Genomic DNA, 20,529 nt, shown 5'->3' with positions numbered 1-20,529 from the left:
GATGAACGGAGCCGCCCGGACCGGTCCGGGCGGCTCCCCGACGAGGAGCTCCGATGCATCCAGGTAACCAGGCCCCGCCCCGCCGAGCCGCCCTCGACATCGCCGTCCGGTTCCTCGACGACTTCGCCCGGGGCCCGCACACGACGTCCGACCCCGGCATTCCCGTACTGGCCGCACTGGTCCAGGAGACCCACGAGGCGGGTGCCGCTGCGAGCGCCCGGCGCGCGGTGGCGGCCTGGGCCCGGACCGTCGGCCGAGGCCCCTCCCACAACGGCCTGTACGACGGCGGCCTGGCCGGCACGCTCGTCGGCCTGCGGATGGCCGCCCGCGTCCACCCGCCGCTGCACCGCGCCGCCGACCGGCTGCGCGACCACCTCCTGGACGGGGCCGCCGCGCGCCCCTGGCGCACGGTGGACGTCGGCCTGCCCGACTACGACCTCATCGGCGGGCCGTCCGGCACCCTGCTTGCCCTCTGCGTCGGGGAACCCGAGCCGGCGAACCGCCGACTCATGCCGTTCGCAGCCCACTTGGCGATGCTGTGCGACCACGACGAGCTGCGCCGGCTGCGCATCGGCCAGTACGCCGGCCATCCCCACCTGGGCTGGCTCCAGGGCCGGATCAACACCGGGATGGGGCACGGCGTGGCCGGACTCGCCACCGCGCTCACCGCCGCGATCCGCCGCACCGGGCCGCACCCCCGGCTGACGGACGCCCTGCGCCGCACCACCCACTGGCTGGTCCGGCAGTCCTTCGACGACGCCAGGTCCGTCCGCAGCTGGGACGGGGCCGGCCTCGACGGCCCGCCGCCCACCGGACCCCAGCCCCGCCAGGCATGGTGCTACGGCGCCCCCGGCATCACCTGGGCGCTCTGGGACGCGGCCGACGCACTGGGCGACCGGACGACGGCCGACTGGGCGGCGGCCGCCTTCACCACCCTCGCCGAGCAGTACGACATGGACTTCCACCTCTACGGCGCCCCGCTGACCGACCGGCTCGGGCTCTGCCACGGCGCGGCGGGCGTACTGGCCGTGGCGGACGCCTTCCACCACCGGGCCCGGCTGCCGGCCGCCGCCCCGCTCGCCGCCCGCCTCACCGAGCACCTGAACGCCCGACTGCCGGACGCCCTCGCCGCCACCCGCCCCCCGACCGCCCTCCTCGACGGCGCCCCCGGCGCACTCGCCGCCCTGCTCACCGCCACCCACGGCACCTCGCGCGACTGGCTGCCCTGCCTCGGCCTGCGCTGAGGCCCGCCCGGTCCGCCCGCACCCCGCCCCCGGCCACCGGCACCCGGTGGCCGGGTCAGCGCTGTCGCAGCGCGAACCACAGCTCCGTCCGTACGTCCATGTCGTCCAGGTCCATGTCCAGCAGGGCCGCGCAGCGGGTGATGCGCTGGCGGACCGTGTTGCGGTGGATCCGCAGGGCCGTGGCCGTGCGGTCCCAGTTGCCGTGGAGGCTCAGCCAGCAGCGCAGGGTCTCGGCCAGGGGCTCGGTGAGCGGGGCCAGGAGGACGCGGGCGTGGGCCTCGGCCCGGTCGGGAGGGATCAGGGCGGCCAGGCCCGTACCGGCGCCGCTGTGGTGGTGGGCCAGCGGGGTGCGGGTGGCCACGGCGCGGCCCAGGGCGCGGGCCGCCTGGCCGTCGGCGAGGCCCAGGGCGGTGACGGGGGCGGGGGCGGAGGCGCCGAGGGTCCAGCCGGGCTGCGGCACGATCCGGTCGTCGCCGGGCACCAGCACCCGCACCGCGTCCCCGCCCCGGCCCGCGTCGACCAGGGCCGAGCCCAGGGCGGCGCCCAGCGCACCGGCGGTGAGCGGGTCGACCGGGCCGTCCCCGCTGCGCCGAGCGTGCACCACCGTCCACTGCTCCGCGCCGCCGAGCAGCGGGCCGACGTCCTGCGGGTCCGCGCCCAGCAGCAGCCGTACGAGGGCGGCCGACCGGCCCGCCGCGTCGGCGCCCTGGTGCGGGGCGGCCAGCAACGAGAGCAGCACGACCGCGACCCCGGCGATCGTGTGGTCGCCAGGCTCCCGCCGGTCCGTCGCCAACTCCAGGACCAGACCCTGACCGCCGCCCAGCGCGTACGCGGACAGATGGGTGTCGCGCAGCGTGTCGGTGGCGGACGACGGGGCGGGGCGCGACCCGGCGGAGACCACCCGGGCCAGCCTGGCCAGCGCCGCACCGACGTCCGGGGCGGGGCGGCGGCCCGAGGCGTGCAGCTCCTCGCCGTCCGCGGCGAGCAGCACCGCCCGGCCGCCCAGCCGCACCGTCAGCTGGTGCAGCACCGCGGGGACCGGGTCGGGCCGGGCCGCCGCCGTCGCCAGGGCCTGCTGGGCGTGCGTCACCCGGCGCAGCTCCCGGTGCCGGGCCTCGGCCATCAGCCGCCACACCGCCCGTGCGATCGCCGTGAACGGTGTCCCGGGCGGCACCTCCACCAGCGGCAGACCGTGCCGGTCGCACGCCTCGACCAGCGCCCCCGGCACCGTGTCGTACACCGGCGTCACCCCGAAACCGAGCGCCGCCGCCCCCGCCTCCACCAGCCGGGCCACGTACCCGTCCGGGTCCCCGAGCAGCACCCCGGCGCTCAGCACCAGCTCACCGCCGAGCAGATACGGGTACGGGTCGGCCATCTCCGAGGTGTGCACCCACAGCAGCTCGGCCTCGTCGGGCCCCGCGATGCGGCGCAGCCCCAGCTCCTCGCGGGCTAGCAGCGCGGTGAGCGACACCGGGGGAGTGGGCGGCGGGGGCAGCGCGACCGGGGCTTCCATGGACGATCCATCCATCGACGGCTTCGGGTATGGATGAAAAGTACACTTCAGTGCCGTGTGCGGGCCACCTACCGTCTTCAGTACGCACCGCGTCACCACGCACCACCACGAGGCACGCACCACCACGGGAAAGGCACCCACATGAGCAGCAGCGAAACGCCGCGCGGCCCCATCGACTCCTCCCGCGTCCCGCGGTACGCCGGACCCGCGACGTTCGCCCGGCTGCCCCGCCTCGACGAGGTCCCCGCCGCCGACGTCGCCGTCGTCGGCGTGCCCTTCGACACCGGTGTCTCCTACCGCCCCGGCGCCCGCTTCGGCGGCAACGCGATCCGTGAGGCCTCGCGCCTCCTGCGCCCGTACAACCCGGCGCAGGACGCCTCCCCGTTCGCGCTCGCGCAGGTCGCCGACGCCGGGGACATCGCCGCGAACCCGTTCAACATCAACGAGGCCGTCGAGACGGTCGAGGCCGCCGCCGACGACCTCCTGGCCACCGGCGCCCGCCTGATGACGCTCGGCGGCGACCACACCATCGCGCTGCCGCTGCTGCGTTCCGTCGCCAAGAAGCACGGCCCGGTCGCGCTGCTCCACTTCGACGCCCACCTCGACACCTGGGACACCTACTTCGGCGCCGAGTACACCCACGGCACCCCGTTCCGCCGGGCCGTCGAGGAGGGCATCCTCGACACCTCCGCGCTCTCCCACGTCGGCACCCGCGGCCCGCTCTACGGCAAGCAGGACCTGGACGACGACGCGAAGATGGGCTTCGGCATCGTCACCTCCGCCGACGTCATGCGACGCGGCGTCGACGAGGTCGCCGACCAGCTGCGCCAGCGCATCGGCGACCGGCCGCTGTACATCTCCATCGACATCGACGTGCTTGACCCGGCGCACGCGCCCGGCACCGGCACCCCCGAGGCCGGCGGCCTGACCTCCCGCGAGCTCCTGGAGATCGTCCGCGGCCTGTCCTCCTGCAACCTGGTCTCCGCCGACCTGGTCGAGGTCGCCCCCGCGTACGACCACGCGGAGATCACCTCCGTCGCCGCCTCCCACACCGCGTACGAGCTGACCACGATCATGTCCCGGCAGATCGCGGAAACCCGCGCCAAGTGAGTCACGACCACCACGACGAGCGGCCCCGGCTCACCCCGGGGCAGCTCGCGGCCGCGCTGAACCCCCCGGCCGGGCGCAACGGCGGCGACCTCGTCGTCGAGACCCTCCAGGGCCTCGGCGCGACCACCGTCTTCGGTCTGCCCGGCCAGCACGCGCTCGGCGTGTTCGACGCACTGCGCCGCTCGTCCCTGACGTACGTCGGGCTGCGCGTCGAGAACAACGCGGGCTTCGCCGCCGACGCGTACGGCCGGATCACCGGGGAGGTCGCACCGCTGCTGCTCTCCACCGGGCCCGGCGCCCTCACCTCGCTCGCCGCGCTCCAGGAGGCGGCCGCCGCCTCCGCCCCGGTACTGGCGATCTCCAGCCAGGTCCCGGTCGCGGGCCTGGGCGGCGGACGCCACGGCTACCTGCACGAACTGCGGGACCAGAAGGCGTCGTTCCGCGACGTCGTGAAGTCGGTGCACACCGTCCGGGCGGCCTCCCAGATCCCGTCGGCGATCGCCGCCGCCTGGGAGTCCGCGCTGACCGCCCCGCACGGACCGGTCTGGGTGGAGATCCCGCAGGACGTGCTCCTGGCCGGGACCTCCCTGCCCGTCGTCACGGCGATGGACGCCACCCCGCGCGAACCGCAGGCCCGCCCCGAACTGATCGCCGTGGCCGCCGACCTGCTGTCGCGCGCCGAGCGCCCGGCGATCATCGCGGGCGGCGGAGTCGTGCGGTCCGACGCGTCCGGCAAGCTGCTGGCGCTCGCCGAGCGGATCGACGCCCCCGTCGTCACCACCTTCGGCGGCAAGGGCGCCTTCCCGTGGGAGCACCCGCTCTCGCTCCAGTCCTGGCTGGAGGACCGTTACACGACGGACTTCCTGGAGTCCGCCGACGTCCTGCTGGTCGTCGGCTCGGGACTGGGCGAACTCTCCTCGAACTACCACACGTTCCGCCCGCGCGGCCGGATGATCCAGATCGAGGCGGACGCCGGGAAGCTGGAGTCCAACCACCCCGCGCTCGGCATCCACGCCGACGCCCGCGGGGCCCTGGCCGACCTCCTCGAAGCGGTCGGCCGCCGCACGGACCCGTCGGCACCGGAGCGGGTACGGGCGGTGCTCGACGCGGTGCGGGACAGGATCGCCGCCCAGGAACTCACCCTGGAACAGCGGCTCGTCGCCTCGGTCCGCGAGGCGCTGCCCGACACGTCCCCCAGCTTCTGGGACATGACGATCCTCGCCTACTGGGCCTGGTCCGCCTTCGACGCCCGCCACCCGAACACGATGCACTCGGCCCAGGGCGCGGGCGGGCTCGGCTACGGCTTCCCGGCCGCACTCGGCGCCGCGGTCGCCGACCGCACGAGGCCGGTCCTCGCCGTCTCCGGCGACGGCGGCGCGATGTACTCGATCGCGGAACTCGCCACGGCCCGCCAGTACGACCTCCCGGTGACCTGGCTGATCGTGGACGACGGCGGCTACGGCATCCTGCGCGAGTACATGACGGACGCCTTCGGCGCGACCGCGGCCGGGGCCACGGAGCTCACCCGCCCCGACTTCGTCGCCCTCGCCGAGTCGTTCGGCGTGCCTGCGGTTCGCACGACGCCCGAGGGGCTCACCGCCGACCTGGCGAAGGCCCTCGCGGAGCCCGGCCCGTCGGTGGTGGTGCTCCCGGCCCTGCTGAGGATGTTCGAGCCGACGCACCTGTGACGCCGTGACGTGTCCGGTGACGCCCCTGCGCGACGCCGTGGCGCCCCTGTGACGCAGTGACGTACCCGTGGAGGGCCCGTGTCCCGCCCGCGCACCCGTTCCCGGGGCGCGGGCGGGGCCGTTCCCGGGCTCACCTCACGGGCCCGCTTCCCGGGCTCACTTCACGGACAGGTGCTCCTTCGCGATGAGCGCCGCCTGCTCCTCGCGGCCGCGGTGGAAGTCCTCCCGCTCGTCGGGACGGAGGCTGGTGGGCACGGCCCTCGCCGGCGGCAGGAAGTCGGCCAGCGACCGGAAGACCGGGTCCGCCGCCGCTCCCCGGCCACGGATCCGGGCCTGCACCAGGTACTGGACGACCTCCCGCAGGGGCTCGCGCAGAACGGGTTCCGGCCGTGCGGCGGCCCTCTCCGCGGCCCCCTGCTGCCCCAGCGCATGGTGTTCGTTCTGCGCGAGCCGTTGCAGGGCCGCGACCGCCGCGAAGAGCCGGCCGCAGCGGTATGCCTCGGCGTGCCGGACCGGCTGGGCGCTCGTCAAGGTTCCCTCGATTCGATCAGGGCGACGGGTCGTACCCGGTGACCGATACCCGCGCGGCGGGCGACGAACCCCACAGCCCGCGGTGCGCAACTTTCCGGTCCGTCGTGAGTCGTTACTCACGGGTGCGCCGGGGGCGCACCGGTACCGATCCACTCATGGGGGACCAGCCGCATGAAAGAACAGCCCTGCATATCCCGTCGCGCCAGGGCCACGCTCTGCGTCGCGCTCGCCACGGGCGTGCTCGTGCCGGTGGCGCTCGGCGCGGCACCGGCCTCGGCCGCGACACCGGCCGTGAGCTGCACGTCCGGCAAGGCCGGGCTCGCCGCCAAGCTGTCGAAGGACATCACCGACGCCCTCAAGGGGCGGAAGTCGACCACGGCGGTGGCGCTCTACGACCGGAAGACCAAGACCGACTGCACCCTGCGGGCGACGACGAAGTACGACTCGGCCAGCGTCGTGAAGGCGACCGTGCTGGCGACGTTGCTCTGGGACAACAAGAAGCACAACCGCTACCTCACCCAGCGCGAGGCCGGCCTCGCCACCGCCATGATCACCAAGTCCGACAACAATGCGACCACCAGCCTGTGGAAGCAGCTCGGCGTGACCAAGATCAAGGCGTTCCTCAAGGCCGCCGGGATGAAGAACACCGTGCCCGGCTCCGGCGGCTACTGGGGACTCACCCAGATCACCGCCCAGGACGAGCTGCGGCTGCTGCACCTGCTGACCGTGAAGAACTCGGTGCTGAGCGACAACTCGCGGGCCTACGAGCTGGGGCTGATGAAGAAGGTCGTCTCCTCGCAGCGCTGGGGCACCCCCGCCGGGGCGCCGTCCGGGGCGACCGTCCAGGTCAAGAACGGCTGGCTGCCGCGCGCCACCCACGGCTGGCGGGTGCACAGCATCGGCGCCTTCACCGGCAAGGGGCACGACTACGCGATCACCGTCCTCACCCAGGACAACAAGACGATGAACGACGGCATCAACACCATCCAGGCCGTCGCCCGCGCCGTGCACAAGGACCTCAACCCGGCCGTCGCCGCGAGGACGACCACGACCGTCGCCCCGCCCGCGGCCCCGCAGGAAGCCGTGCCCGCGGTGCCGGAGGCCCCGGCGGTGCGCATGCTCACCGCGACGCCGCAGCCGTAGCGGCAACGGCGCGGCCCCGTGTCCGGTCCGAATACGGCCCGGATGCGGAACCGCACCGTCCGTGGAAGGGTCGTACGACGGTCCCAGGACCGTCGTACGACCCTTCTGCATCTCTGGCCCCGGGTTTGTAACAGCGGGATGAAATCCACAGCCCACCGCGTTGGTGCCTTCCGGTAGAGCAGGCCGAACGGGGAGGTACCGGTGACGGACGCAGCGGACACGGAGGGCGTGGCCCGGGCCCCGGGCTGGGCCCGGCGGCTGTGCGGCTACGCGTGGCGCTACCGGCTCAATGTGCTGCTGGCGCTCGGCTCGTCGCTCGCCGGCATGGCGGTGATGGCCCTCGTCCCGCTGATCACCAAGGTGATCATCGACGACGTCGTCGTCGACAGCACCCGCTCCCTCGCCCTCTGGACCGGCCTCCTCATCGCCTCCGCCGTGGTCGTGTACGTCCTCACGTACATCCGCCGCTACTACGGCGGCCGGCTCGCCCTCGACGTGCAGCACGACCTGCGCACCGAGATGTACGGAACGATCACCCGGCTCGACGGGAAACGGCAGGACGAGCTGTCCACCGGGCAGGTCGTCGGGCGCGCCACCAGCGACCTCCAGCTGATCCAGGGACTCCTGTTCATGCTCCCGATGACCATCGGGAACATCCTGCTCTTCCTCATATCCCTGGTCGTCATGGCGTGGCTCTCCCCGCTGCTGACCCTGGTGGCGATAGCCGTCGCCCCCGCCCTCTGGTACATAGCCCGCCGCTCCCGCAACCGGCTCTTCCCCGCCACCTGGTACGCCCAGGGGCAGGCCGCGGCCGTCGCCGGAGTGGTCGACGGGGCCGTCTCCGGGGTCCGGGTCGTCAAGGGGTTCGGGCAGGAGGAGCAGGAGACCGGCAAGCTGCGCGAGGTCGGCCGGAAGCTGTTCGCCGGACGCCTGCGGACGATCCGGCTGAATTCCCGCTACACCCCAGCCCTCCAGGCCGTCCCCGCGCTCGGCCAGGTCGCGATGCTGGCCCTCGGCGGCTGGCTCGCCACCCGGGGCGAGATCACCCTCGGCACGTTCGTCGCGTTCTCCACCTACCTCGCCCAGCTCGTCGGCCCGGTCCGGATGCTCGCCATGGTGCTCACCGTCGGACAGCAGGCCCGGGCCGGCGTCGAACGCGTCCTGGAGCTGATCGACACCGAGCCGACCATGAAGGACGGCACCAAGGAGCTCCCGGCCGACGCCCCCGCGAGCGTCGAATTCGACGACGTACGGTTCGGCTACGACCACGAGCGCCCCGTCCTCGACGGGTTCTCGCTGACCATCGAGCCCGGCGAGACCGTCGCCGTCGTCGGCGCGTCCGGCAGCGGGAAGTCCACCGTCTCGCTGCTGCTGCCCCGCTTCTACGACGTGACGCACGGCGCCGTCCTGGTCGGCGGTCACGACGTCCGCGAGCTGACCCAGTCCTCGCTGCGCGCCGCCATCGGCCTCGTACCGGAGGACAGCTTCCTGTTCTCCGACACCGTCCGCGCCAACATCGCCTACGGCTTCCCGGACGCCACTCAGGAACAGATCGAGGAGGCGGCCCGCGCCGCCCAGGCCGACCGGTTCATCGCGGAGCTCCCCGAGGGCTACGACACCAAGGTCGGCGAGCACGGGCTCACCCTCTCCGGCGGCCAGCGCCAGCGCGTCGCGCTCGCCCGCGCCATCCTCGCCGACCCCCGGCTGCTCCTCCTCGACGACGCCACCTCCGCCGTCGACGCCCGCGTCGAGCACGAGATCCACGAGGCGCTGCGCCAGGTGATGGCCGGGCGGACCACGCTGCTGATCGCCCACCGCCGCTCCACCCTGGGCCTCGCCGACCGGATCGCCGTCCTGGAACACGGCCGGCTCGCCGACATCGGCACGCACGAGGAGCTGGAGCGCCGCTCCGCGCTCTACCGGCGACTGCTCACCGACCCGGACGAGCTGGGCGGCACCTCGCCCGGACACCAGCCGCGGGCCGTCGAGGCCGCCCCCGAGGACGACCGCGCACTCCAGGAGGAGCTGGACGCCGAGTTCGACGCCGAGCGCGGCATCAGCCCCCGCCTGTGGGTCCGCAAGGAGGAGCCGCGCGACACCGACGCCGCCGGCATGCCCGCCACCCCCGAGCTGCTCGCCCAGGTCGAGGCGCTGCCGCCCGCCACGGACACGCCCGACATCGACGAGGCGCGGGCCGTGCGCCCCGAGGACTCCTACGGGCTGCGCAGGCTGCTGCGCGGCTTCGGGCTGCCGCTGCTGGTGAGCCTGCTGCTGGTCGCGGCCGACGCGGGCGCCGGGCTGCTGCTGCCGGTGCTGATCCGGCACGGCATCGACCAGGGCGTCTCGCAGCTCGCGCTCGGAGCGGTCTGGGCGGCGTCCGCGCTGGCCCTGGTGGTCGTCCTCGTGCAGTGGGCCGCTCAGATCGGCGAGACCCGGATGACCGGCCGCACCGGCGAGCGGGTGCTGTACTCGCTGCGGCTGAAGATCTTCGCGCAGCTCCAGCGGCTCGGCCTGGACTACTACGAGCGCGAGCTGACCGGCCGGATCATGACCCGGATGACGACGGACGTGGACGCGCTGTCCACGTTCCTGCAGACCGGCCTGGTCACGGCCTTCGTCTCCGTCGTCACCTTCTTCGGCATCATGGTCGCGCTGCTGGTCCTGGACGTGCAGCTGGCCCTCGTGGTCTTCGCGACGCTGCCGGTGCTGATCGTCGGCACGTTCTTCTTCCGCCGCAGGAGCGTCAAGGCGTACGAGCTGGCCCGGGAACGCATCAGTGTGGTCAACGCCGACCTCCAGGAGTCCGTCTCCGGTCTGCGGATCGTGCAGGCGTTCCGCCGCGAGCACGACGGCGCGGAGCGGTTCGCGGAGCGCAGCGACCACTACCGCGAGGCCCGGGTCCGCGGCCAGTGGCTGATCTCGGTCTACTTCCCGTTCGTGCAGCTGCTGTCCTCGGTGGCCGCCGCGGCCGTCCTGATCGTCGGCGCGGGCCGGGTCGACAACGGCACCCTCACCACCGGCGCGCTGGTCGCGTACCTGCTTTACATCGACCTGTTCTTCGCCCCCGTGCAGCAGCTGTCCCAGGTCTTCGACGGCTACCAGCAGGCCACCGTCTCGCTGGGCCGCATCCAGGAACTGCTGCGGGAGCCGACCTCCACCGACACCGCCGACGAACCGCTGGAGGTGCCGTCGCTGCGCGGCGAGATCGTCTTCGAGAACGTGTCCTTCGGATACGGGGGCGGCGACGGTGCCGAGGAGGCGCTCACCGGCGTCGACCTGCGGATACCGGCCGGGCAGACGGTCGCGTTCGTGGGCGAGACCGGCGCGGGCAAGTCCACCCTCGTCAAGCTCGTCGCCCGGTTCTACGACCCCACGGGCGGCCGGGTCACCGCGGACGGCACCGATCTGCGCCGCCTCGACCTCACCGGGTACCGGCACCGGCTCGGGGTGGTGCCGCAGGAGGCGTACCTCTTCGCGGGCACGGTCCGCGACGCCATCGCGTACGGGCGGCCCGAGGCCACCGACGCCGAGGTGGAGGCGGCGGCGCGGGCGGTCGGCGCCCACGACATGATCGCCACCCTGGACGGCGGCTACCTGCACGAGGTCGCCGAGCGGGGCCGCAACCTCTCGGCCGGCCAGCGCCAGCTGATCGCACTGGCCCGCGCCGAACTCGTCGACCCGGACGTCCTGCTGCTCGACGAGGCGACCGCCTCCCTGGACCTGGCCAGCGAGGCACTGGTCAACCAGGCGACCGACCGCCTCGCCGGCCGCCGCACCACCCTGGTCGTCGCCCACCGGCTGACCACGGCCGCCCGTGCCGACCGGGTCGTGGTGATGGACCACGGCCGGGTCGTCGAGGACGGCACGCACGACGAACTCCTCGCCGAGGACGGGCGCTACGCCGTGCTGTGGCGCACCTTCATCGGGGAGGACGAGCCCGCCGGGGTCTGAGGGAACGGGGCCGCCACCGGGACCGCCGGGGCCCGACCGCACGGGGCCGCCGCCGGGTGCTTCCGGCGGCGGCCCCGTGCGGTCCTGCGCGGTCCGGTACGGGAGCTCAGTCGCCGATGTCGGAGATCCGGCCGGTCGCCAGGTCCGACCGCACGGTCAGGTACGAGTACGTGGGGTGCTCGCCGCGGCTCCAGGTGAGCCGCACCGTCGACCAGGTGTGACCGGTGGCGCTGTCGCCCGGGGTGACCCGCAGGGCGAGCGGGACGTTCTGGGCGCGGAGCACCCCGTCCGCGTGGTTGCGCCGCTCCCAGGCGTCCAGCCGGGAGCGCAACTGCGGGGTCAGGTAGAACTTCCGCAGGGAGGCGGCGAGTTCACCGCCGCCCTCCGCCGAGACGGCGTCGATGTAGGCGCCGTAGAAGTGGGCGACCTGCTGGTACGCCGGGGTACCGATGCCCCCGTGCGCCGCCGCAGGCGCCTGCTGCGCCCGCTGCGCCTGCGGTGTCTGCGGGGCTTTTGACGCCTGCGGTGTCCGTGGGGCCGCCGCCACGGCCGGGACCGCGGTGACGGCGGTGAGCAGAGCGGCGGCGAGCAGCGTCCGGCCGAGGGCGCGCCGGCTCCGGGACCCCTGCGCGATGCGGAGTTGAAGCATGACAGTTCCTGCCTTTCGTATGGCTCTGTCCTGTTGGAGCCATGTTGTGGCGATTCGGTTGCCCAGGGGGGTGGCTCGCCGGATGCAACCTTCGGATGGACTCCTGCGTCGTACGCGTGTATGCGTGTGTACCGGGCCGAGGTGTAAATGTTCGATTGGCGATGGGGTTACTGGTGAGCAAAAGGGCCGTCAAGTCCGGGAAGGCCGAAATAGCCGGTTCATCCCTCGGGGGTGGGAGAGCCGGCGAGGTCACCGGCGGGGCCGAGGGCTTCGGGAGAGTGGCGCGTTCGATCGCCCTGCCGCTGGCGGTCGCCCTCGGCCTCGTCCTCGGCGGCCCCGCCGTCGGCAGCGCCGACGCCGTGTCGGCCTGCACCGGGCGCCTGGCGAAGACGGTCCCGTTCAAGACCGGCAAACTGCACGTCTACAAGAACCGTTCCTACGCCTGCGCGATGGCCGTCGCCAAGAAGCCGGGGCCGCGCCGCTCGATGTCCGTGACCATCCAGGCGCGCGGCGGCAGCCCCGTCACCGACCGGGGCAAGTACACCAAGCAGGCGGGCCCGGTGACGGTCCACGCGCTGAACAGGTGCGTCAGGGCCTCGGCCAGGATCTCGGGCGGATCGGCCTCCACCGGCTGGATCCTCTGCTGACGACGGAACGCCCCGCGGCCGATCGGCCCCGTCAGGGTCTGGCGGCGGGGGTGCCGCCCCGCTAGGTTCACGGCGAACGTTGTGAATCTTGGGGAGGGTGTATGCGCAAGGCGCTCAGAGGGTTCCTGTCGCTCGCGGTGCTCGTCGGCACGGTGGGCGCGACGGGCGCCTCGGCCGGGGCGGCCACCGCCGCGGAACCGGCCGGGCCGGTGAGCCGGGCCGTCGAGGACGGCACCGCCACCGACATCAAGGACCGCATCCTGGCCATTCCCGGGATGAGCCTCATAGAGGAGAAGCCCTACGCGGGCTACCGCTACTTCGTCCTCAACTACACCCAGCCGGTCGACCACCGGCGCCCGTGGAAGGGCACCTTCCAGCAGCGCATCACCCTGCTGCACAAGGACACGTCGCGCCCGACGGTCTTCTACACCAGCGGGTACAACGTCTCCACCAACCCCAGCCGCTCCGAGCCGACCCGGATCGTCGACGGCAACCAGGTCTCGCTGGAGTACCGGTTCTTCACCCCGTCCCGCCCGGCGCCCGCCGACTGGTCCAAGCTCGACATCTGGCAGGCCGCCAGCGACCAGCACCGGGTCTTCACCGCCCTGAAGCAGATCTACACCAAGAACTGGCTGACCACCGGCGGCTCCAAGGGCGGCATGACCGCCACGTACTTCGAGCGCTTCTACCCCCGGGACATGGACGGCGTCGTCGCGTACGTCGCGCCCAACGACGTGGTGGACAAGGAGGACTCGGCCTACGACCGGTTCTTCGAGAACGTCGGCACCAAGGAGTGCCGCGACCGGCTGAACGGGGTGCAGCGCGAGGCGCTGGTGCGCCGCGAGCCGCTGGAGAAGAAGTACGAGGAGTACGCCGCGGCGAACGGCTACACCTTCGACATCACCGGTTCGCTGGACCGGGCGTACGAGGCCGTCGTCATGGACTACGTCTGGGCGTTCTGGCAGTACAGCCTGCTGTCCGACTGCGACACGATCCCGGCCGACGCCGCCTCCGCGTCCGACCAGGAGATCTGGGACTCGATCGACTCGATCTCCGGCTTCTCCGCCTATGCGGACCAGGGCCTGGAGCGGTACACCCCGTACTACTACCAGGCGGGCACCCAGCTCGGTTCGCCCGACATCGAGCAGCCGTGGCTCGGCAACCTGAGCCGGTACGGGTACCAGCCGCCGCGCAACTTCGTGCCGCGGTCCATCCCGATGCGGTTCCAGCCGTCGGTGATGCGCGACGTCGACAAGTGGGTCAAGCGGCACGCCAACCAGATGCTGTACGTCTACGGGGAGAACGACCCGTGGGGTTCGGAGCGCTTCCGGCCCGGCGCGGGCTCCCGTGACAGCTACGTCATGACCGTGCCCGGCGGCAACCACGGCGCCAACGTGGCCGGGCTCGAAGAGGCGGACCGGGCCAAGGCCACCGCGGCCATCCTGCGCTGGGCGGGCGTCGCCCCGGCCGCCGTGCAGGACGACCCGGCGAAGGCGAAGCCGCTCGCGAAGTTCGACGCCCGGCTGGACAGGCAGGACGTGATGAACGAGCGGGAACTGCGCCCGTAGCAGTCCTCCCGTAGCAGTCCTCCCGCGACGGGCTCCCGCAACGGGCTCTCCCGTAACGGGTCTTCCCGTGACGGGCCCTCCTGCGATGGGTCCGGGCCGGGGCGTACGCGCGAAGTCGAGTGCGCGTACACCCCGGCCCGGCCCTGTTTCCGGCCCTGCTTCTAGCCCTGGTTCTGGCCGCGCCGGCGACGCGTGAACATGAGCAGGCCCGCGCCGAGCACGCCGAGGACGGCCGCGGCGGTCGCGTAGACGCCGACCTGCGCACCGGTGCTGGCGAGGAAGCCGCCCTCGTCCTTCGGCTCCGAGGTGGGCGCGGACGGGGTGGGCACCGGCGTCGGGGACTCCTCGGACCCGGACGGCTCCGGCGTCGGCGTGCCCGGCTGCGAGGCCGAGGGGGTCGGGGTGCCGGGCCCGGTCGGCGGCTGCGACGGCTGCTCGGGCTCGGACGGCTTCGGCGTCGGGGTGCCGGGCTCGGAGGGCCCGGGCTTGCAGGTGAAGGCCGGGGAGCCGTTCCACGGGTAGTTGTGGCTCTCGTTGCCCGTGCCGTGGGTCTTCATGTCCCCGCCGACGTACACCCGCCCGTTGGTGCTCGCGGTGAAGTCCGCGGAGGCCTTGGGGGCGAGGATCGAGCCCATGAAGTTCCCGCCGCCGCCGAGGGTGAGCGAGGTGGAGCCCTCGAAGTTGTACAGGATCCGCGAGGCGGCATCGCCGAAGCCGGCGGAGCTGTAGACGTCGACGCGGTCGTCGTTGAAGCCCACGGACATCGGCGATATCGACACCGCGTGGGAGCCCGTCACGTTGACCGCGACGGAGTCGCCGTCGGGGATGGACTTGAACACGAACGACGAGGCGCCGTCGAGTTCGGCGGCCGGGATCTCGAAGACCTGGATGTTGCCGTTGCCCGCGCCGGTGCTCTTGAAGGTGACCGTCTCGCCCTCACGCACGCTGGTGCCGGTGGCCTTCAGCTTCCCGAGGGAGGACGACTCGTCGCCGATGGTCCTGTCGAAGGACTGGTAGGGGCTGAGGGCGCGGTCGGCCCCCAGGCCGGACGAGCGCTTCCCGCCGTTCGTCTCCAGTTCGCCCTTCTCGTCGATCTCCTTCCCGACCTGGACGGCGCCGCCGTAGCCGGACTTCGACGTGACGCCGTGGCCGACGTCCACCTTCGTGCCCTTGGCGATCGTCAGGTCGCCGCCGACCGCGAGCATCACCTCGCCCCCGTCCGGCAGGATGCCGGATCCGGCCCCGGCCCGGCCGACGTTGAAGATGCCGCCCGAGGTCTTGGCGAACGTCGCGTCGCCCTTGACGACGAGCAGCCCCTCCGCCTCCGCGGACGCGCCGTCGACGGTGTAGTCGCCCCCGGCGAAGAGGGCCACGTTGCCGTCGATGAACTGCGGGCTGTTGCCGATGCCCGGAAGCTTCCCGGAGGACGGGCAGTACTTCGCCTCGCCGTCGGTGGCGGCGACGGGGGTCGCGAAGGCACTGCCGGCGCCGGTGCCGAGCAGTCCGAGGGAGAGGAGCACGGCGAGTGCGCTGCCGGTACGCCCGGCAGTTCTTCCGGTGACGTGCATGATCTTGGTCCTTGTCTTTCTTCGGGAGGGACGCGTCCGGGCACGACGAAGGAACTCGCCTGCGCGGTCGGAGAACGGGGAGGGGAGTGCGGGCAGGGGGACGGGGAGCGGGTTTCCCGTCCCCGTTCCTCACCGCCCCTGGAACAGGGCGTAATCGAGATACGGGACCGAATCGTCGTGCGGAGCCGGATTCCCGTAGGGGTACGAGTCCTTGTGCGGGTCCGGCTTTCCGTACGGATCCGGGTTTCCGTGTGGGCCCGTGTTCCGGTACGGATCTGGGTTCCCGTACGGATCTGGGTTCCCGTGCAGGTCCGGAGTCCCGTACCGAGGGGAGTTCCCGTATCGGCCCGAGTCTTCGTATCCGTGGGAATCCCGGCCGGCGGATTCGGTCTCCGCCCGCAGGGTTGCTCGGGTCAGTGGCCCGTAGACGCCCGGCTTCTCGGGAATGTTCCGGGCCTTCTGATAACGGCTCAGCGCGACTTCCACGGCCGTCGTGAAATTTCCGTCGGTGCTGCCCAGGTACAGGTAGAGCTGTTGCAGCCTCCGCTGGAGGTCCTCGACCTCACGGCCCGTGCTTCCCAGGGAGAGGTCCGGCCGGCCCGCCGTGCGGGTCTCATCCCGCGGGGGTGACGGGGTGTGAGCCGGCGGACCGGCCGGAGTGGAGGGGGCCGCGGGCGGCGTCGGGGACGACGTCGCGGGTGGCGGCGTTTCGGCCGTGGACCGAGTGACCCGGGTGTGGGCCGGTTTCTGGGCCGGACGTGCCGTACCGGTGGGCGCGGCGGTGGACGAGGAGGAGGGTGACGGCGTGGCGGAGTCCCGGGAGGAGAGGGTGGTGGAGACCGGGGCGCCGAAGTCGGAGTGCCGCGCGGTGAACGCCTCGCAGACCAGGGAGACCGATATCGCGGCGCCGATTCCCACCGTCACCGTGCCGATGAGCAGTGCGGGGGACTGCTTCCGCCTCCTCGTGGAACGCCGGGCGGATCTGCGGACGGCCGGAGCCGGCCGGGACGGGGACGACGGCGCGGATGGTATGGACGGTACGGACTGCGCGGGAATTCCCGGCAGGGGAGCGGTTTCCTCGAAGGATTCAAAGGATTCAAAGGATTCGAAGGGCTCGAAGAGTTCGATATCGGTCGGACGGGCGCCCTGACCGTCCCGACGGGAAGCGGACACCTTTCCGAAGACCCGTTCCTCCCTGGAGGGAACCCGGCCGGGTGCCGACCGCGGGGAGAATTCTTCTTCCGGCGTGCGCGACGTGAATTGCTGAAAGCCCACGTGCTCCGAGCTCCTTGTCCGGGCAGTTCGACAAAAGTTGATCAACGTGCGGGGGTTCGGGGTCGCCTCACGTGATCGAACGGCGAATGCGCGCAGGAGAAAAGAGGGTTGCGCGACACATCGAGAACTCCAGGTCGTGACGGAATTAAGGGTGTGGGGAGGGGGTTCCGTGACCTTCGCGCACAACGTGAGCAGGCGTCAACTTTGAGCAAAACGCATCAAGGTGGTCGTGATCGGACATGCCACCTTAATTGGAAATTAAAGCGTGACGCACCTCACATCGTGGAGGTGAGGTGCGGGCTCCGGACGGGGCGCCGGGCCACGCCCGGCGGACATGACGAAGGACGGTGCGCGGGACCGGGTGGTCCCGCGCGCCGTCCTTCGTTCCGCAACGCATGAGGGCGCCTCGGCGCCCGGGGGCTCAGTACTCCAGGCCGTACCCCACCGGGTACAGCACCCGCGTCGGATCGTCCGCGCGCTGCACCGGCACCGGCAGGGTGCCCCGCGGCTCGACGCGGCCCGCGATGACCCGGGCGGCGGCCCGGAGCTCGACGTCGGTCCAGGAGTACGTGGCCAGGTTCGCCACGAACCCGGTCCCGGCCAGCCGGGCGATGTCGTACGGGTTGCGGATCGCAACCGTGATCACCGGGACGCCGGTCGCGGCCAGGGTGCTCACCAGGGTGCGCTGCGAGCTGGTCGCCGAGACGTTGTACGTCGCCACGACCACGGCGTCCTTCCCCTGCGCCGCCGCCACCGCCTCGTCGATCTTCGCCTTGTTGGGTGCGGTACCGGTGGACAGGGCGGTCGCCGCGTACCCCAGCTCGCCGAAGGCGGTGGCCAGGGTGGTGGTCGGCGGTCCCGTGGTACCGGACGGGGAGGCCGGGTCGGCGCCGACCACCAGCAGGTTCTTGTGGGAGCGGCGGGAGAGCGGCAGCACCGCGCCCTCGTTGGCGAGCAGGGTGGTGGTGCGCTCGGCGATCCGGTCGGCGGCGGCGAGGTGCGCCCGGGTGCCGACGGTACGGTCCACTTCCCGGCGGCTGACGAACGGGTCGTCGAACAGCCCGAGCTTCGCCTTCAGCCGCAGGACGCGCAGGATCGATTCGTCGAGCCGGTCCTCGGTCAGTTCGCCGTTCTTCACGGCCGCCAGGACGGCGTTCCAGGCGACATCCAGGCTCGGCGGGTTGAGCAGCTGGTCGACACCCGCCTTCAGGGCGAGGACCGGCACGCGGTCGTCGCCGTACTTCGTCCGCACCCCCTCCATGCCGAGCGCGTCGGTCACCACGACGCCGTCGTAACCGAGCTCCTCGCGCAGGATGCCGGTGAGGATCGGGTGGGACAGCGTGGCCGGGTCCTCCGCCGGGTCCAGGGCCGGGACGACGATGTGCGCGGTCATGATCGAGTCGATGCCCGCGGCGATCGCGGCCCGGAACGGCGGCGCGTCCAGCTCCGCCCACTGCTCGCGGGTGTGGTTGATGACGGGCAGCCCGGTGTGGCTGTCGGTGCTGGTGTCGCCGTGGCCCGGGAAGTGCTTGGCCGTCGAGGCGATACCGCTGCTCTGGTACCCCTTCACCTGCGCGGCGACCATCGCGGCCACCGACTGCGGGTCGGAGCCGAAGGAGCGTACGCCGATGACCGGGTTGGCCGGGTTGACGTTGACGTCGGCGTCCGGGGCGTAGTTCTGGTTGATGCCCATCGCGGCCAGCTCGGCGCCCGCGATCTGCCCGGCCCGGCGGGTGTCGGAGCGCGAGCCGCCCGCGCCCAGCGCCATCGCGCCCGGCATCAGGGTGGCGGGCTCGCCGACCCGGCAGACGATGCCGTGCTCCTGGTCGGTGGAGACGAGCAGCGGCAGCGGGGTGGGGCCGGCGAGACCGGCGCGCTGGATGCCGTTGGAGAGGTCGGCGATCTGGTGCGGGTCGCGGGTGTTGTGCGCCCAGGCGAAGTAGATGATCCCGCCGACGTGGTACTTGGCGATCATCTCGGCGGCGGTGCGGACCCCGATCTCGGCCAGGTTGGCGTCGATGTCGGCCTGGTCGGGCTCGGTGGCGGAGTGCCCGTACACCCGCATCACGAAGAGCTGCCCGACCTTCTCCTCCAGGGTCATCCCGGAGATGATCCGCTTGAGCCGTGCGGTGGTGGCGGCTGAATTGTGGTGCCCGCCGCCTTGGCCGCTGCTCGCGGCCCGCGGGGCTGCGACGGCGCCGGGGGCGACGCCCGCGCCCGTGGCGACGGCTGCGACCGTCGCGGCGGTGGCGGTGAGGAGGGTGCGTCTGGAGGGGCGGTGGTGCACGTGAGCTCCTTCGGCCTTGCTCGGGGACGAGAGGGTGGTGAAAGAAACTTCCAAGGAGCACGGATATCCAGAAAATAACTTCCGGTCAAGGGTCCGGACCGTTTTGGCCCCGGCCCGTCGCCGCCGGACCGGGCCGGATCGGGGCAGACGGGACCGGGCGGGCCCGGCCCCTCCCGACGGATCGAGCGGGGGCGGGGGGCCGGTCCTTCCCGACGGATCGAGCGGGATCAGGCGGGCCCGGTCCTTCCCGCCGGGTCAAGCAGGATCAGGCGGGCCCGGCTCTTCCCGGTGGATCAAGAGAGGCCGGGCGGGGCCAGGCCCACCGAGACCCCGTGCCCCTGGAGTGCGGCCACCGCCGCCGTGATCGCGGGACGCCGGGCCGCCTCCGTGCGCCACAGCGCGTACAGCCTCCGCACCGGTACGGGATCGAGCGGCACCGCCACCACTCCCTCGGGCAGCGCGCCCCGCCCCAGTCTCGGGATCATCGCGACCCCGAGACCCGCGGCGAGCAGGGCCAGCTGGGTGTGGTTCTCCTCCGCCTGGTGCCGGATGTCCGGCTCGTAACCCGCCGTGCGCAGCGTCCGTACGAGCCAGTCGTGGCAGACGGTCCCCGGCGGCTGGCAGATCCACCGCTCCTTCGCCAGCTCCTCGCGCCGCACCCCGTCCCGCCCGGCGAGGCGATGCCCCTCGGGCACCAGCAGATCGCAGCGGTCGTCACCGATCACCGCCTGCGCCACGCCCTCCGGCGCGGGCAGCGGGGCGATGTCCCAGTCGTGCGCGACCGCCAGATCGATCACGCCCTTGGCCACCAGGTCGACCGAGAGGTGCGGGTCCACCTCGGTCAGCCGTACCTCCAGGGCCGGATGGTCCCGGTCCAGTTCCGCCAGCACACCGGGCAGCAGCCCGCGCGCGGCGGACGCGAACGCACCGATCGACAGCCGCCCGGTCGGCAGCCCCCTGCGCTCCTCCAGCGTCGTCTCGGCACGCTCCACGATCGCCAGCAACTGCTGGGCCGTCGCGGCCAGATGGAGCGCCTCCTCGGTCAGCGCGACACCGCGCCCGCGGCGTTCCAGGAGCGTCGTGCGGGTCTCCCGCTCCAGCTTGGTGATCTGCTGCGAGACCGCCGACGGGGTGTAGCCGAGCGCGGCGGCGGCAGCCGCGACGGAACCGTGTACGGAGACCGCGTGCAGGGCGCGCAGCCTGGCCAGATCGAGCACCGGAACCTCCCGGAGGCGGGGGTCGTCCTTGCGGAGCCCCTCGACGATTCGACACCGTCCGATCGGCGTCTCCTCGGCGATTCATCAGCAATGCTCAATTCCACCATGAAGAAATCCGTGCTGGTGCTACATGGTCGG

Annotated in this window: 15 protein-coding genes; 8 read left to right on the top strand and 7 right to left on the bottom strand. The window is 72.6% G+C overall.

Annotated features, from left to right (window positions below; genetic code table 11):
• Nucleotides 1–53: 53 nt before the first annotated feature.
• Nucleotides 54–1,244 (top strand): lanthionine synthetase LanC family protein, encoded by a 1,191-nt coding sequence (locus ABZZ04_RS20485; RefSeq protein WP_356933626.1) that lies wholly within the window; start codon nt 54–56, stop codon nt 1,242–1,244.
• A 55-nt stretch (nt 1,245–1,299) separates the two neighbouring features.
• Here the strand turns inward: ABZZ04_RS20485 and ABZZ04_RS20480 are convergent, their stop codons facing one another.
• Nucleotides 1,300–2,757 carry a PucR family transcriptional regulator gene (locus ABZZ04_RS20480; protein ID WP_356933625.1) on the bottom strand — a complete coding sequence of 486 codons (1,458 nt, stop codon included), beginning with the start codon at nt 2,755–2,757 and terminating at the stop codon, nt 1,300–1,302.
• Between the two features lie 141 nt (nt 2,758–2,898).
• Here ABZZ04_RS20480 and speB point away from each other — a divergent pair, with 141 nt between their 5' ends.
• Together speB and ABZZ04_RS20470 are read left to right on the top strand one after the other, a co-directional pair.
• Nucleotides 2,899–3,867, top strand: a complete 969-nt coding sequence (speB, locus tag ABZZ04_RS20475) for an agmatinase (RefSeq protein ID WP_356933624.1) — start codon at nt 2,899–2,901, stop codon at nt 3,865–3,867.
• A complete protein-coding gene (locus ABZZ04_RS20470) occupies nt 3,864–5,555 on the top strand; it encodes a thiamine pyrophosphate-binding protein (protein WP_356933623.1) in 1,692 nt (563 codons plus the stop codon). The genes speB and ABZZ04_RS20470 overlap by 4 nt, the downstream gene beginning before the upstream one ends.
• Nucleotides 5,556–5,711: 156 nt before the next feature.
• On the opposite strand, the gene ABZZ04_RS20465 is transcribed toward ABZZ04_RS20470, so the two are convergent.
• Nucleotides 5,712–6,086, bottom strand: a complete 375-nt coding sequence (locus ABZZ04_RS20465; protein ID WP_356933622.1) for a hypothetical protein — start codon at nt 6,084–6,086, stop codon at nt 5,712–5,714.
• 171 nt (nt 6,087–6,257) lie between these two features.
• Here ABZZ04_RS20465 and ABZZ04_RS20460 point away from each other — a divergent pair, with 171 nt between their 5' ends.
• Together ABZZ04_RS20460 and ABZZ04_RS20455 are read left to right on the top strand one after the other, a co-directional pair.
• On the top strand, nt 6,258–7,229 hold the full coding sequence (locus ABZZ04_RS20460; protein WP_356933621.1) for a serine hydrolase: 972 nt from the start codon (nt 6,258–6,260) through the stop codon (nt 7,227–7,229).
• Nucleotides 7,230–7,430: 201 nt separating this feature from the next.
• Nucleotides 7,431–11,180 (top strand): ABC transporter ATP-binding protein, encoded by a 3,750-nt coding sequence (locus ABZZ04_RS20455; protein WP_356933620.1) that lies wholly within the window; start codon nt 7,431–7,433, stop codon nt 11,178–11,180.
• A 106-nt stretch (nt 11,181–11,286) separates the two neighbouring features.
• On the opposite strand, the gene ABZZ04_RS20450 is transcribed toward ABZZ04_RS20455, so the two are convergent.
• On the bottom strand, nt 11,287–11,829 hold the full coding sequence (locus ABZZ04_RS20450) for a hypothetical protein (RefSeq protein ID WP_356933619.1): 543 nt from the start codon (nt 11,827–11,829) through the stop codon (nt 11,287–11,289).
• A 278-nt stretch (nt 11,830–12,107) separates the two neighbouring features.
• Here ABZZ04_RS20450 and ABZZ04_RS20445 point away from each other — a divergent pair, with 278 nt between their 5' ends.
• Nucleotides 12,108–12,476, top strand: coding sequence for a hypothetical protein (locus ABZZ04_RS20445; protein ID WP_356933686.1), 369 nt, complete (start codon nt 12,108–12,110; stop codon nt 12,474–12,476).
• 101 nt (nt 12,477–12,577) lie between these two features.
• A complete protein-coding gene (locus ABZZ04_RS20440; RefSeq protein WP_356933618.1) occupies nt 12,578–14,044 on the top strand; it encodes a S28 family serine protease in 1,467 nt (488 codons plus the stop codon).
• 161 nt (nt 14,045–14,205) lie between these two features.
• On the opposite strand, the gene ABZZ04_RS20435 is transcribed toward ABZZ04_RS20440, so the two are convergent.
• Both ABZZ04_RS20435 and ABZZ04_RS20430 read right to left on the bottom strand, forming a co-directional pair.
• Nucleotides 14,206–15,612, bottom strand: a complete 1,407-nt coding sequence (locus ABZZ04_RS20435; protein WP_356933617.1) for a choice-of-anchor A family protein — start codon at nt 15,610–15,612, stop codon at nt 14,206–14,208.
• Between the two features lie 129 nt (nt 15,613–15,741).
• Nucleotides 15,742–16,194 carry a peptidoglycan-binding domain-containing protein gene (locus tag ABZZ04_RS20430; protein ID WP_356933685.1) on the bottom strand — a complete coding sequence of 151 codons (453 nt, stop codon included), beginning with the start codon at nt 16,192–16,194 and terminating at the stop codon, nt 15,742–15,744.
• Nucleotides 16,195–16,327: 133 nt separating this feature from the next.
• Between ABZZ04_RS20430 and ABZZ04_RS20425 the strand changes: the two genes are divergently transcribed.
• Nucleotides 16,328–16,762 carry a hypothetical protein gene (locus ABZZ04_RS20425; protein ID WP_356933694.1) on the top strand — a complete coding sequence of 145 codons (435 nt, stop codon included), beginning with the start codon at nt 16,328–16,330 and terminating at the stop codon, nt 16,760–16,762.
• 546 nt (nt 16,763–17,308) lie between these two features.
• Here the strand turns inward: ABZZ04_RS20425 and ABZZ04_RS20420 are convergent.
• Both ABZZ04_RS20420 and ABZZ04_RS20415 read right to left on the bottom strand, forming a co-directional pair.
• Nucleotides 17,309–19,174: a glycoside hydrolase family 3 protein gene (locus ABZZ04_RS20420; RefSeq protein WP_356933616.1), complete on the bottom strand. Its 1,866-nt coding sequence runs from the start codon at nt 19,172–19,174 to the stop codon at nt 17,309–17,311.
• 293 nt (nt 19,175–19,467) lie between these two features.
• Nucleotides 19,468–20,391 carry a LysR substrate-binding domain-containing protein gene (locus ABZZ04_RS20415; protein WP_356933615.1) on the bottom strand — a complete coding sequence of 308 codons (924 nt, stop codon included), beginning with the start codon at nt 20,389–20,391 and terminating at the stop codon, nt 19,468–19,470.
• Nucleotides 20,392–20,529 lie beyond the last annotated feature (138 nt).

Origin of the sequence: Streptomyces sp. NPDC006435 (assembly GCF_040612315.1) — a bacterium.
Taxonomy (GTDB): domain Bacteria; phylum Actinomycetota; class Actinomycetes; order Streptomycetales; family Streptomycetaceae; genus Streptomyces.
Note: the sequence above shows the minus strand (reverse complement) of the source record. Positions and strands in the feature narration are given on the sequence as shown.

What these genes read in the sequence shown, in the direction of transcription:
- ABZZ04_RS20485 (WP_356933626.1), top strand. Translation starts at nt 54, where the DNA reads ATGCATCCAGGTAACCAGGCCCCGCCCCGCCGAGCCGCCCTCGACATC.
- ABZZ04_RS20435 (WP_356933617.1), bottom strand. Translation starts at nt 15,612, where the DNA reads ATGCACGTCACCGGAAGAACTGCCGGGCGTACCGGCAGCGCACTCGCC.
- speB (WP_356933624.1), top strand. Translation starts at nt 2,899, where the DNA reads ATGAGCAGCAGCGAAACGCCGCGCGGCCCCATCGACTCCTCCCGCGTC.
- ABZZ04_RS20440 (WP_356933618.1), top strand. Translation starts at nt 12,578, where the DNA reads ATGCGCAAGGCGCTCAGAGGGTTCCTGTCGCTCGCGGTGCTCGTCGGC.
- ABZZ04_RS20480 (WP_356933625.1), bottom strand. Translation starts at nt 2,757, where the DNA reads ATGGAAGCCCCGGTCGCGCTGCCCCCGCCGCCCACTCCCCCGGTGTCG.
- ABZZ04_RS20460 (WP_356933621.1), top strand. Translation starts at nt 6,258, where the DNA reads ATGAAAGAACAGCCCTGCATATCCCGTCGCGCCAGGGCCACGCTCTGC.
- ABZZ04_RS20450 (WP_356933619.1), bottom strand. Translation starts at nt 11,829, where the DNA reads ATGCTTCAACTCCGCATCGCGCAGGGGTCCCGGAGCCGGCGCGCCCTC.